The organism is Mesorhizobium sp. WSM3864, assembly GCF_002294955.1.
GTDB lineage: Bacteria > Pseudomonadota > Alphaproteobacteria > Rhizobiales > Rhizobiaceae > Mesorhizobium.
The window spans coordinates 225,628-239,872 of record NZ_NSGD01000006.1; the positions used below are offsets into that span (position 1 = coordinate 225,628).

Here is a 14,245-nt window from a genome sequence, read left to right on the forward strand (position 1 = left end):
GACAACTCAAGGCGAACTGCATATTGGGGAACTACTTAAATAGAACCAAGGGGGGATTTATGTTCATCCGCGCTTATCTTCGAGCATCGACCAAGGAGCAGGACGCCGAACGGGCGAAGGTCGACCTTCAGACATTCGCCAAGGACAAAGGTCTGACCGTCGCCGCGACTTACATCGAGAACGAAAGCGGCGCTTCGCTCCAACGGCCGGAGCTGTTCCGGCTACTGTGCGACTGTCAGCCCGGCGACATTCTTCTGATTGAGCAAGTCGACAGGTTGAGCCGCCTGAACGCTGCCGATTGGGATCGCCTAAAGCGGGAGATTGACGATCGCAAGGTGCGTGTAGTCGCCCTCGACTTGCCGACGTCGCACGCCATGATGACGGCCACCGCCGACGAATTCACTAGGCGGATGTTCGCCGCGATCAACAGTATGATGCTCGATATGCTCGCGGCCATAGCTCGAAAGGACTATGAGGATCGCCGCCGCCGTCAGTCGCAGGGCATTGAAAAAGCGAAGAGCAATGGCCTCTATCGAGGGCGCCCCGAAGATGTGAAACGCAATCGTGCGATTACACAAATGCTTGCTGACGGTCAAAGCTGGAACAGCGTCATTGCGGCAACCGGATGCTCGCGATCAACGTTGAGCCGCCTTTCCAAACGCCGTGCCTAGTGCCGATCGGATTTTTGGGCTGCTGAACGATGCGGTCGTTTTGTGCTACGGATTATCCTGGCTGCCGCGCTACCCGCCTAGAAAGGGCAAATCAGCCGTCCCGATCTTCGGGCTCATAAGCCGTTGCCAGTCTATTGACCGCGGCCAACTCTGGTTCGTGCTTCCAGAGCGTCGCGAATTTGCGCTCAAGTGCACGTTCCGCCGCAAGGCGAGTACGTCCTGTGCTGACGCATTTGACGGCCAGGCGGAACCGCCGCAGTCGGCCGCTCCTGTCAGATAAAGTCGCCTTATGGCCGTTTCCATTTCCCTAGGCCTGCCGCTCCAGCACTCGCTCGCGCGTATGCGACGCTCCTGGACACCCAGAGGCTCAATCAACCATTCCTTGCGCGTCCTCTTACTGACATCGATCTTTGCTGCGTGGTAGGGGAGCACGCATCGATCTTTGCTGCGTGGTAGGGGAGCACGCCTGCGGTAGCAACGCAAGATTGCAGATTGTCGACGGCAGCGCTTCCCCGCCGCACCCTTTGGGAATATCAAGAATATTGGCAGACATTTTTGATGACGTAGCGTCGCCCGGATTCCGAACTGAATGTACAAGCACAGAGGCCTTTCTTGACAGTCCAGACGGTTACCGTCGGCCCGACCGAAGCCGATCTGGAAGCACGTATCCATCCGGCGTTGCGGCTGGCTTTTCCTTGGCTGCCGCCCGATAGCCTGACGCACCAGACCAAATTCGCATTCAAGTTCGGACATAAGCTAGTGGAGATAGACGGCGCCACAGCCTCACAGGCGCAGGCGCGCTCAGACGTCCTCGTATTTTTTGAAAAAAAGCCGCTTGCCGTACTCGAACTCAAACGTGAGGGCCTGGCGCTTTTACCGGAGGATCGAGAGCAAGGGCTGTCCTATGCGCGAATGCTTCATCCGCGGCCGCCGCTGGTGGTTATAAGCAACGGCGAGGATCAAGTTCTTCTCGAAACGCATAGCGGCGAAGAATGGCAGCCAGGAACGCCATCAGAGGAGGCTCTTCAAAAGCTCATGGCAGCTGCCGGCAAGATCGCGGCCGCGGACCTTCAGCACGCTGTGGAGGTTCTGCTCGGTCCTGGTTCAAGCGTTTGGGTGGACGCCATTCGTGCTGCCACCGAGACTGTACTGGCGGACATGACCGGCGACTGGGATGAGTTTGAGAAGCCGTTTGTCGAAGACTTCCTGATACCGCGCAGCGCGACAGCCGCCGTCCTACATGAAGTTCGCCGGCCCAAGCGGATCACGATCCTCGAAGGTGCTGCGCTTGCGGGAAAGAGCAGCGTCCTGCGTGAGGTCTCGATATCGCAGAAAAACTCAAACGACCTGGCCGTGCTGTTCGTCGAAGCGGATAGCCACGGCGGTACAGGGATCGTGGAAACTATCTCGTCTATTTTGGCGGATGAGCTTGGGTGGAATGTATCAACAGACGATACGCGCGCCTGGCTTGTGAGAATGTCCCGCCAAGAGGGACCCGCGCTAGTGTTGGCGATTGACGGCATCGGAATGGCGCGCAACGAAGTTCGAAAGGACATCGAGGCGCTTTCCGGAGACCGGTTTGGCCATCAGCTCAGGCTGATTCTTGGCCTGGACGATACTGTCACACAGCGCCTTACGATGAACGAGACTAGCCGCAAGGCCACGAACATAGGGCGGCGAGCATCAATTGTGGAGTTGAACGCACTCGACGAGCGCGAGTTCCGGCTGGCTGTCAATCTTCTGTTGGACCGACGTATCGGCCTTATGCAGGGCGCGGAATCGGCAACGGAATATAGAGTGCCCTGGGTCTTGCGGTCCCTAGTCTCTGAAATCGTCGCTGATCCCAAGTATGCCGATCAGACGCTGATAGCAGGGCTTCCCCCGCTCATGGGTATGGACCTATTGCACAAGGCAAGAATGCGATTTGAGGGCCAAGATGATGTACGGCATAGCTACCAGGCACTCGCCGACGCCGTCCTGAAGGATGCTGAAGATGCCGGTCGACCAACTGCCACCGCCTTGCAATCGCTGGAAGCATTCGTCGTCCGTCGGCAGACATTGCTGAAATACATGTCCTCAACCGAACTCACGGAACTCATTGGCAAGGGTTTTGCAAAGCTAAGCACCAATGAGGACAATGATTCCGTCGTAATCGCACGGCTTCCCGAACTATTGGCTTCGGAAATAGCCCTTCACCTGGCCGGCCAACTTAAGCAGCGTATGTCCGATTCCAAAGCGGCCGCTTCCTGGCTTATCAGGCGCTGCGCACAGATTCCGCTGGGAGACATCATCGGCGCGCAGGCGCTCTTCGACTGCGTTGAGATGGGAGGCAGCATTCCACTTAACTTTATAGGCCACATGCTCAGCACGAAACCGCGGGCTGAAAAACTCAAGCCAGGCATGAAGCTCGCCATGAGCCACCCGGATGCCGGCCGCATCAATCTCACGATACAAGCAAATGGTAAGGTCGTCGTGGAGGGGCGGGGAATACGAGAAATCCTCGAGATGGAAGATTTCGACGAAGGCGACCTTTATGCAGACATGGATAGCTGGATGATACTTGCTCATATTGCGGGGCACCCGTTTATCATCCAGTCACCCGAGGGACCGATAATCGGACGGGCTGATCCTATGCTTCTAACGGAAATCGGGACCGCTCCGATGGCACTGCGGCGCCCTATACAAGACAAGACTATGGGGAGCGTGCCTATGCATCACGTCGAGGGGCATGGAGCGATAGTTTGCCACGACGCAGGCATTGTCGAGCCAATTACGTTTTCGATTTTGAAGTTCCTTAGCGTCGAAAGAGAGAATGCCGAAGAATGGATTGATGAGGCCATTGCGCGCCTCTCGCTTCCCTTGCTTGCGCGCATTGACATCGCACTCCGATCAATTGCGGCAAGAGGCAGCACCAAGGCGGCGCATTGGGCAGATTCAATTCGCAAGGCTAAGATACAGCCTGCGTTCAAGGGATTGCCGCTGCTTCACAAAAGCTGATCCCATAGTCGCTCGCGCGAAGGGGCTCGGCAACATACCATCAACACGGCTTGCGGTTCGGCAGGGCGGCAAGCCTTTCTGTACGCGCATTTCGGTTTGGCCTTTCGAATTTGTTGACTAAACCATCTATCACCGGGGAGGGGATCGTCGCGTGGTTGGCGCGCTGGTATGGTACGTATGTCTTTGCGGCGGCAGGCAAACTGCTGGAGGCGGCGTTTCTTTACGTTGCGGCGCTCTCCATCTCGGCTCCTGCAACATGACCGCGCGCAAAAAAGGGGTCTCGCATAAGTTTCCCCGATAGTGGCGGGTGCGTGGCGAAATCGTAGGTGCTGCTAGCGTCAACTTCGGTCAAGGTGGTTCAACCAGCCCCGCTTCGCCAACCAGTCGAGTTCAACTACATCATCCTCCCTGCCACGCTCGACGGGCGCCGCTTCCGCATCCTGACCGTCGTGCCTGGCACTCATCGTTGATAAGTCTCTCTCGGGCCTGCGGGTTGCCCGCGAACTGGACCGGCTCATCACCGAGCGCGACCGGCTGAGGATGATCGTCAGCGACAATGGCAGCGAGCAGCGCCGGCGGTAGGATTCGCAAGGCGCTTTCTTACCCGATAGGCTGGACAAGTTTTAGGTTCCCAAGGCATTGAGTTTGCGATGAGTGTTTTCGACGAGATTAAGCCCGGCACGTGGATTAGAGGACTGAGTGGTCCGAACGTAGCTGAGGTAATGACGGTTTTGCGTTATGGCGAAGACGCGGCGAACATTGCCTTTCGCCTGGACGGAAACATTTCCGAACGCCTTCTCTATCGCGGAGAGGAAGCGGGTCTTGAGATCATCAAGGGTGGTGTCAGCTACTCATTCCGTGCTGACGGCGAACTACTGAAACTGGCGTCAGAGGCATACCGCATCCGCCTGGCACACTTGTTCGATCCTTATCTCGCCGTCAGCGCATCGCAGATCGAAGCGCTGCCGCATCAGATTACCGCTGTATATGGCGAGATGCTCCCCCGCCAACCGCTGCGATTTTTGCTCGCTGATGATCCCGGTGCGGGCAAGACCGTGATGGCAGGGCTGCTCATCAAAGAACTGCTTATCCGGGGTGATCTCGACCGTTGCTTGGTCGTGGCACCGGGCAGTTTGGTCGAGCAGTGGCAGGAGGAGCTGGCCGAAAAGTTCGGTCTCCATTTCGACTTGCTGACGCGTGACCAGATAGAAGCCTCCGTCACAGGCAACCCATTCATCGAACGCAACCGCCTCATCGTCCGTCTCGATATGGCTTCCAGATCGGATGACCTGAAAGCCAAGCTGGAGGCGTCGCCCGAATGGGACCTGATCATATGTGATGAAGCGCATCGCATGGCCGCCTCCTATTTCGGCGGCGAAATCAAAGAGACGCGGCGGCACAAGCTCGGCAAGTTGCTCGGTTCGCGCACTCGCAACTTCCTTCTGATGTCGGCTACGCCGCACAACGGCAAGGAAGCGGATTTTCAGCTGTTCATGGGTCTCCTCGATGCCGACCGCTTCGAGGGACGGTTCCGCGAAGGCGTCCATAAAGCCGATGTATCGGACATGATGCGTCGACTGACAAAGGAGGAGCTGTATCGGTTCGACGGCACAAAGCTCTTTCCAGAACGACGCGCCTACACCGCCAGCTATGAGCTTTCGCCACTTGAGGCCGATCTCTACCAGGCAGTGACGACATACGTTCGCGAAGAGATGAACCGAGCGGACCGATCCGGCGACGACAAGCGCCGGTCTAGTGTCGGGTTCGCATTGCAAATTCTCCAGCGTCGTTTGGCATCTTCTCCGGCGGCGATCCACAGATCACTTGAGCGCCGGCGCAAGCGAATGGAAGAGCGTCTACGGGAAGCGCGGACGATGCGAACAGGCACGTCCCGCCTCGGAGTTCCGGACCTTCCGGCGTTTGATCCGGACGATCCCGACGAGGTTCCCGGGGCCGAGGCCGAGGCAGCCGAGGAGTTGATCCTCGATCAGGCTACCGCCGCCGGCACGATCAGCGAGCTTGAGGCCGAAATCACGATCCTCAGAGACCTTGAACAACGTGCGCTCAAGCTGAAGCTCTCGGGGCAGGATGCTAAATGGCGTGAGCTTGAGGCCATCCTCGACGAGCCGATGATGACCGATCCCGCGACCGGGACGCGCCGAAAGGTGCTGATCTTCACGGAACCGAAGGACACGCTGGAATACCTGCAACAGAAAATCGCAACGCGCATTGGCGATCCGGCCACTGTCGTCGTCATACATGGCGGCATCGCGCGAGAGGCACGTCGTGCTGCCATTGCCGCCTTCAATTCCGACCCGCATGTTCGTGTCATGATCGCCAACGATGCAGCCGGCGAGGGTGTCAACCTCCAGCGTGGCGCGCATCTCATGGTGAACTACGATTTGCCGTGGAACCCGAACCGGCTGGAACAGCGTTTCGGTCGCATCCACCGCATCGGCCAGACGATGACCTGCCACCTGTGGAATCTCTGCGCGGCCAACACGCGCGAGGGTGAGGTCTACCATCGGCTTCTTGAGAAGCTGGAAGAGGCGCGCCAGGCGCTGGGCGGTCGGGTCTACGATGTGCTTGGAGAACTTTTCGAGGGGCATGCATTGCGCGACCTGCTGGTTGACGCGATCCGATATGGCGATAGGCCGGAACGGCAGGCCGAGTTTTTCCGCAAGGTCGAAGGTGCTGTTGATGTCGATGCCATCGAAAAGCTCGTCGAAGAGCGGAAGTTGACATCCGAGGGCATGTCGGCAACCTCAGTCGCGGAAATCCGCGAGCAGATGGAACGCGCCGCCGCCCGTCGGTTGCAACCGCACTTCATCGGCTCATTTTTCCGCGAGGCGTTCATCCATCTCGGCGGACGCATCTCTGAGCGGGAGAGGGGGCGGTACGAGATTCTACGCGTGCCCCCGATCCTCAAGGAGCGCGACCGGCTTATCGGCCGGACCGATCCTGTACTTGATCGGTATGCCCGCGTGACCTTCGAGAAGGCGCTGATTGCGGGCCAGCCACAGGCCGAGCTGCTGGCCCCCGGTCATCCACTGTTGGAGGCCTTAGTCGACATCACTCTGGAGCGGTATCAACCCCTTCTTGGGCAGGGCGCCTTCTTGGTCGACGAAGCAGACGAAGGCGTGGACCCGAAGCTCCTTGTCTATTTGGAGCATGCTGTCCGCGATGGCCGGACCACCCGATCAGGCGAGCCACGCGCGATCTCCCAGCGCTTGCAGTTTGTTTATCTGAAGCCAGATGGATCGGCCGTGGATGGAGGGCCGGCCCCCTACCTCGATTGTCGGCCGATCACCGAAAGTGAGCGCCAGCTCATAGAGGATGAGATTGCCGCGCCATGGCTGGCCGGAGGCGTCGAACAGCGAGCCATGGTCTATGCGATTGGAACGTTGGTGCCCGGTCACCTCAACGAGGTGCGTACACGGCGCGTCGCGGAGATCGACAAGGTCGATCGCGAGGTACGGGCGCGGCTCACCCGCGAGATCAACTATTGGGATGCCCGTGCCGCGCGGCTACGCGAAGAGGAGCGCGCGGGCAAAGAGCAGCGGATCAACGCACAGAACGCCGAGGCGACAGCGCAGCGGCTGGTGGAACGCCTGCACCGCCGGCAGACAGAACTGGACAGCGAGCGACAGATTTCGGCGTTGCCGCCCGTGCTCAAGGGTGCCGCGTTGGTGATACCAGGAGGCCTGCTCAGGTCGCGTCAGTCTGCCGCTGATGTGTCAGAGCCTGTTGGCTTCGCAGAAGATCCTATCCTACGCGCCGAGAGCGAGCGCAAGGCCATGGAGGCAGTGATCGCGGCGGAACGAGTCTTGGGTCACGATCCGCGAGACGTATCGGGGGCAAAGAAAGGGTGGGACATCGAAAGCCGGCACGGAACGACCGGTCATCTGCGCTTCATTGAGGTCAAGGGACGGCATGCCACCGGCCGTGAAATCATACTGACAAAAAACGAGATTCTGGCGTCGTTGAACGCTGCCGAGGCCTTTGTTCTGGCCATTGTGCAAATCGACGACGGGTATATTCATCAGCCGGTCTATGTCCGCCGGTTTTTCAACAGGGAGCTTGGATTCGCCGAGACAGCGGTGGTCTTCAACGTGGCCGATCTGCTATCCATAGGCGCAGGGCCAAATTAGGGCTCGATTCCCTGGGAGGAAAATCCGCGACGCGTCAAGCCGAACCGGCCGTTCTCACGGGACAGGACAGGTGTTTGGTATGACAGTATCGCCTTCACGCAAGAAGCTCATCGAAGTCTCGATCCCCTTGGAGGCGATCAACAAAGAGTCTCAACGACGAAAGCAGAAGGCACCTAAAGGGTACCCTACCTCTATTCACAAATACTGGGCCCAGCGGCCGATCGCCGCGTGCCGCGCCGTTCTTTTCGCGCAGTTAGTGGACGACCCATCGAGTTGGCCGGACAAATTTCCGACGGAGACCGCGCAGGAGGCTGAACGACTGCGCTTACACGGCATCATCGAAAGGATGATCCCGTGGGAAGCCTCGAACGACGAAGCGATCCTAAACGAGGTGCGGTGGGAGATTGCGCGATCGGTCGCCTGGGGAATTGGAGATGAGCCACCAGTGAAAGGCGACGGGAAGGCCATTCTGTCCTATCTTCAGCAGAAAGCGCCCCCAGTCTATGATCCGTTTTCTGGGGCCGGCTCAATTCCATTGGAGGCACAGCGGCTTGGTCTCCGCGCTTATGGCTCGGACCTCAATCCTGTCGCGGCGCTAATAGGAAAAGCACTGGTAGAAATTCCACCAAAATTCGCCGGTCGGCCGCCTTTGAATCCAAGGTCGCAGGCCGAACTAAATCGAGGCGGGCGTTGGAGCGGCAAGGATGCGCAAGGGTTGGCCGAGGACGTGCGCTACTATGGGGAGTGGATGCGTGATGAGGCAGAAAAACGCCTGAGTCATTTTTATCCCAAGGCGCAGATTCGGAGTGGTGCTGAGGTCCCCGTGATCGCGTGGCTGTGGGCACGTACCGTGCGTTCCCCTGATCCAGCTGCCAAGGGTGCCATGGTGCCTCTAGTCTCCTCTTTCATGCTCTCAACGAAAGAGAACAGGAAGGTATGGGTTGAGCCAACTCTAGATCTGTTGGCTCAGGACGGGTGGCGATTTGAGATCGGGAATGGCGCGCTTAGCAAGGAGCGCGAAAAGTCGCTGGCCGAGGGCACAAAAGCTGGTCGAGCTTCTTTTCGGTGTTTGCTGACAGGGTCAAACATAGACGGAACGTATATCGACGCCGAAGGTCAAGCTGGCCGGATGTCCAGCAGGCTGATGGCAATAGTCGTCGAAGACGGGCGCTCTCGTGTGTATCTTGCGCCAGACGACAAACATGCGGGTACGGCTTTGTCCGCAGCCAAACACGTTGACGAGTTTGGCGACGAGATGCAATTGCCTCGGCAGAAATGCCGAGGGACTTTCGCGAGTAACGCGCAAGGTCGCCGCTACTGCTTCGACGTTTATGCGGACTACTTTACGCCCAGGCAGTTAATCGCCCTGACAACCCTATCCGATCTCGTTTCGGAAGCGAGAACGCAGGTGTTCGCCGATGCGCGCACCGCAGGCTTAGCTGACGACAATTCGCCTCTCGATAGTGGCGGAACCGGTGCGCAGGCCTACGCCGATGCAGTGGCCACTTATCTAGGCTTGGCAGTAGATCGTATGGTTGCTTATGGCTCATCGCTGTGCAAGTGGCTGACCAAAGACAACGCGCTTGCACCGAGTATGCCGCAGCAGGGCATCTTGATGAACTACGATTTTGCCGAGGGAAATCCCTTAGGAAAGTCTAGTTCTGAAGTAACGCAGTGCGTCTCTGTTGTGGCGGCCTGCCTAGATTGCGTCACACCATCCTCGCCCGGCATCATCGAGATGCAAGATGCAAGAGAGGCGAAGGTAACGTCAGACGCGCTCATCAGCACCGACCCTCCATACTACGACAACATCATGTACGCAGACGCGTCAGACTTCTTCTACGTCTGGCTTTCAAGAACGCTCAAAGGTGTCTGGCCGGCGCTTTTTCGGAGAATACAGACTCCAAAAGAGCAGGAACTTGTGGCGAGCTCCTATCGGCACGGCGGGCCAGATGGAGCATACGAATTCTTTATGCATGGGATGAGTCAAGCGCTTGCTAGAATTAGAGAAAATTCGACGGCGCATATGCCGCTGGCAATTTACTATGCCTTTAAACAGACCGACACAGCAGCCGACGGGGTCTCGTCCAAAGGTTGGGGTTCCTTCCTCCAAGCACTGCGTGACAGCGGTCTTTTGGTCGACGGGACATGGCCTCTGCGTACGGAGCTCACGTCGGCACTCAAGAGTGATGTCAACTCGCTGGCGTCCTCCATCGTTCTAGTATGCCGCAGGGACGAGAACGCAAATTCGACTATTGACCGATCCGGATTTACAACCGCTCTTCGCAGAGAACTGCCCGCTGCAATTGCTAAGATCCGAGCGGCCGGTGTTGGACCTGTTGACATGCAGCAATCAGTCATTGGACCGGGCATGGGCGTGTTCACGCGCTATACCGAGGTGCTTGAGGACGATGACTCCGAAATGTCAGTGAGGACGGCACTGTCGATCATTAACCGCGTCTGGGAGGAAATTGATAACGAGATTGTCGCCAGCTTCGACCCAGAGACGCAAGTGGCATTGGCTTGGTTCTCATCCTACGGTTTTGAGCCAAAGCCGTCTGGCGAAATGATTACTCTTGCCAACGCTAAGGATACCTCCATCAACGATCTCTTCGATGCTGACGTGTTCCAGGATTTGAAAGGCCGCACTGCGCTAACACCGCGAGACAAACTCGATCCACATTGGTCGCCAGCGCGCGACCGTCGGTTGACGGTTTGGGAGTGCGTTCAGCACCTAGCTCGTGCGCTCCACGCCGAAGGTGGCGGTGCCCAGGCCGCTGCCCGACTGATCGCGGAAATGGGACCGAAGGCGACTGACGCACGCGCATTGCTGGACCGGTTGTTCCAGGTCGCGACAGACAAGGGGTGGGCTCAGGAGGCGCTGGTATACAACCAGTTGGCGGAAGAATGGCCGCATCTTCTGGATCGGTCAGTCAACATATCCGACGAAGTCAGGCCGGCCGAAACCGGCGACCTGTTTGCTTGATGCGCGGGAGGGAAAATGAGCACTGAGAAGGAAACGCTGCGCCGCGTCCAGGACGGGCTCTATCACCTCCAGCGCGCGCTTTCATCCTTCATCACGGAGCGGATGGAGAAGAAATACGGCACGGGCTGGCTCCAATTCGCCAGCCGTGCCACTGGCTCCGGCCCACGTGATCCACTCGACATCTACGGCATGCTCAAGACCATGCTCGACCAGTGGCGGGACGTGTTCGACGATGCCTTTGCTCGCAACGAGAAATTCAAGGTTCGCAATTTTGCCTCGACCGCATTCGACGGGCGCAACGCGACCTCGCATCTCGCTTTGCCTCTGAGTGACGCTGAAGCCCTCCGCTATCTTGACGCGATGGTCTGCCTGGCCCGCGCGGTGAAGGGACCGAAGGTCGAAATAGATGAAATCAGTCAGCTCTACGAGACGCAACGTCAGTCTGGCGTCGCGGTAGCTGCCGCAGCCAGCGCAGGATCAGCCCCGATCACCGCTGCCCCATCATCGCAGACAGTCGCCCGTCCCACGCTCTCGATGCCGAGCAAGGACAAAGCTGAGGCAAAGCCCGGAACCTTGTCGCTCGGCCTCGACCCAGACGAGACACCAGCGGGAGCGCTGCGGCCGTGGATCGAAGTGGCTTTTCCTCACCCCGACGTGATCGCCAATCGATATAAGCAGTCGGAATTCGCAGCCGATCTCGCTGCCGTCGATATGGGCAACGCCAGCGACGACTACGCGACTCCCGAAAATTTCTTCCGCATCACCTTTTTGACCGAAGGCCTGCGGCGCGTATTGCGCACCGCGCTTGAGCGCCTGACAGGAGCAGGCGGCGACCCTGTGCTCGGCCTACAGACATCGTTTGGTGGCGGCAAGACGCACACCATGCTGGCGCTCTATCACCTGGCGAAAGCTCGCGACCTTGGCTTGCTCAAGGGTGTCTCCGAGCTTGCCGACACGCTTGGCGTCAAGACCTGGCCCTCGGTCAAGACGGTCGTGTTTGTCGGAACGGCTAAAGGCGTCGATTCCTCGCTGGTGTTGAAAGACGGGCCGAAGGTCAGGACGCTCTGGGGCTACATCGCGTGGCGGCTTGCCGGCGATGCCGGTCTCGAACTCGTCCGGGAGGCCGAAAACGCCGGCACCAACCCCGGTTCGGAGCTGATGGTCGAGGTGTTCCGCTTGGCTGGGCCGAGCGTCATATTGCTTGACGAAGTCGTGGCCTTCGCCAGACAGCTGCCGGACAATCGTTTCGAGGCATTTCTGTCCTTCATCCAGTCGCTGACCGAAGCCTCGAAGATGGTGCCCAACGTCCTTCTCGTCGGCTCACTGCCTGAGAGCGACCAGGAGGCAGGCGGGGACAAGGGTATTGCGGCCCTGCGGCGGTTGGAGCGCGTGTTCGGTCGAACTGGCTCGCCATGGCTGGCAGCGCATGGAAACGAGACCTACGAGATCGTACGTCGCCGCCTGTTCCAGGAGTTGGACGCCGAGGGCGAAAAGGCGCGCGACGACACCGTGAAGGCCTTCCATCAACTCTACCGCAACAATCCAGGCGAGTTTCCTGCCTACGCCAAGGAGCCGCGCTATCAGGAGCTGTTGCGGCTGTCCTACCCGATCCACCCTGAGCTATTCGAGCGCCTGTCGAAGGATTGGTCGACCCTCGACAATTTCCAGCGTACGCGTGGCGTGCTGCGCTTCATGGCGAACGTCATCAGTGTCCTTTGGCAGCAGCGCACAAGGGACGCACTGATCTTGCCTGCGCGCGTACCTTTGGCTGATGAGCGCGTGAAGGCCTCGGCGATCTATCCACTTGATCCAGCATACTCGGCTGTCATCGATAGTGAAGTCGATGGAGACGGTTCTCTGACCGCACGCATGGAGTCGGTCACGACCCGGCGCATCTCCCAGGCACGGGCGGCAACGAGAGCCGCGCGCTCCGTGTTTCTGTGCTCCGCGCCAACTGTGGGGCAGCCGCATCATGGTGTCACCGGTCAGGCGATCCGCCTTGCATCGGCCGAACCAGGGGATCAATTGGCTATCTTCGGCGAGGCCCTGCGCGAGCTGCATGAGAAGGCGACCTATCTCTATGAGGATGCTGGACGCTATTGGTTCTCGACACAGCCGACCCTGAACCGGCTTGCAGACGAGCGTGCCAAGGCGCTGCCGTCGCACGAAGTTGATGCCGAGATCATCCGCATCCTCTCGACAGAAAGCTCCCAGCGCAACACTGGCTTCTCGAAAGTCCACGCCGCGCCGGACTCACCGAGTGGGGTTGATGAGGCGTCTTCGCTGGCGCTCGTGATCTTGCGTCCGGCCAGCATTCACACGAAAGGGGCCAACACTTCGCCCGCGTTGGAGGCGGCGACAGACGCATTGACCCGTTGCCGCTCTGCTCAGCGTCGCTACCGCAACACGCTGATCTTTGTCGCAGCAGACGAGGCCTCGCTCGCGACGGCACGTGAGGTGGTACGCAAATCGCTGGCTTGGTCCTCCATTGAGAAGGAGGCCGATAAGGGCGATCTGCGTAAGCAACTCACGCAGGGCCAGATTGAAGATGTCACGGAGCGGGCACGGTCTAATCGTGATTCTGCCGACAAGGCCGTTCGGTCCGCCTGGGTTCACATCCTCTATGCCGAAAAAGAAGAGAGTGCTCTCGATGGAAAGCCGTTCGAGATAGCACAGACAACACTGATCTCACGTGATCGGCCTTCGATTGCTGCGTCCGTCTATGAAAAGCTCTCTTCAAGGGGCGACAGCATCGTCAAAGATACACTTGGCCCACGCATGCTTGCCGCGAAGCTACAGAATCTATGGCCCGTCGAGCAGCCGCATGTTGCGTTAGCTGACCTCAAGGAATGGTTCGCCTCATACGTTTATCTGCCGAAGCTCCGCGATGCAGCGGTCCTGGAAAGCGCAATTGCCGAGGGTGTGTCCACGTCAGACCCCATGTTCGGTTATGCGGACGCCTACAACAGCGAGACGGCAGCGTATGAGGGGTTGGTGTTTGGCAGGCTCGCTCCGACATCTTTCTCGGATCGAGCCGTTATCATTCATAAGGACGCGGCATCGGCTGCGTCCCAGCCTAAGCTCACACCGTCAGACAGCACAGCGGCTGCGACAACAAACGGCAGTTCGACAGCACCTGCTTTAACGACACCAGCAGACCCAAATATCGACCCGGTGAAGACCCAACCGCGCCGTTTTTTCGGCGTCGTGGAGATTGACCCGTCGAGGCCAATTCGTTCCTTCGAAAGCATCGTCAATTCTGTTGTCGCGGAGCTTCAGCGGCAACCGGGCACACGCGTGACCTTGACGCTCGACATTGAGGCTACGTCGGAGACCGGTTTTCCCGATGACGACGCCGAGATCATTCGGGATAACGCCAAACAGTTGAAGTTCAAGGGAGACTCGACCGGCTTTGGGGACTAGCGCCCGGAGCGAAGCGA

General features: G+C 58.7%; 5 protein-coding genes and 1 pseudogene. All 6 read left to right on the forward strand.

All coding sequences use genetic code 11. The features are described 5' to 3' along the window. Positions 1-59: 59 nt before the first annotated feature. The 6 genes and pseudogenes from CK215_RS15760 to CK215_RS15785 all read left to right on the forward strand — a co-directional run bounded on the left by CK215_RS15760 (position 60) and on the right by CK215_RS15785 (position 14,228). Complete coding sequence (locus tag CK215_RS15760; RefSeq protein ID WP_095831453.1) at positions 60-671, forward strand: recombinase family protein; 612 nt, start codon at positions 60-62, stop codon at positions 669-671. 612 nt (positions 672-1,283) lie between these two features. Further along, a complete protein-coding gene (locus tag CK215_RS15765; protein ID WP_095831454.1) occupies positions 1,284-3,668 on the forward strand; it encodes a hypothetical protein in 2,385 nt (794 codons plus the stop codon). Positions 3,669-4,087: 419 nt separating this feature from the next. After that, positions 4,088-4,235 (forward strand): annotated as a pseudogene (locus CK215_RS15770) (IS3 family transposase); the annotation flags it as partial. 83 nt (positions 4,236-4,318) lie between these two features. Further along, the gene (locus tag CK215_RS15775; protein ID WP_095831455.1) at positions 4,319-7,819 is read left to right on the forward strand and encodes a helicase-related protein; all 3,501 of its coding nucleotides are present in this window, start codon (positions 4,319-4,321) and stop codon (positions 7,817-7,819) included. 79 nt (positions 7,820-7,898) lie between these two features. After that, the gene (locus CK215_RS15780; protein WP_095831456.1) at positions 7,899-10,805 is read left to right on the forward strand and encodes a DUF1156 domain-containing protein; all 2,907 of its coding nucleotides are present in this window, start codon (positions 7,899-7,901) and stop codon (positions 10,803-10,805) included. 15 nt (positions 10,806-10,820) lie between these two features. Then, complete coding sequence (locus CK215_RS15785) at positions 10,821-14,228, forward strand: DUF499 domain-containing protein (protein ID WP_095831457.1); 3,408 nt, start codon at positions 10,821-10,823, stop codon at positions 14,226-14,228. The last annotated feature ends 17 nt before the right edge of the window (positions 14,229-14,245 follow it).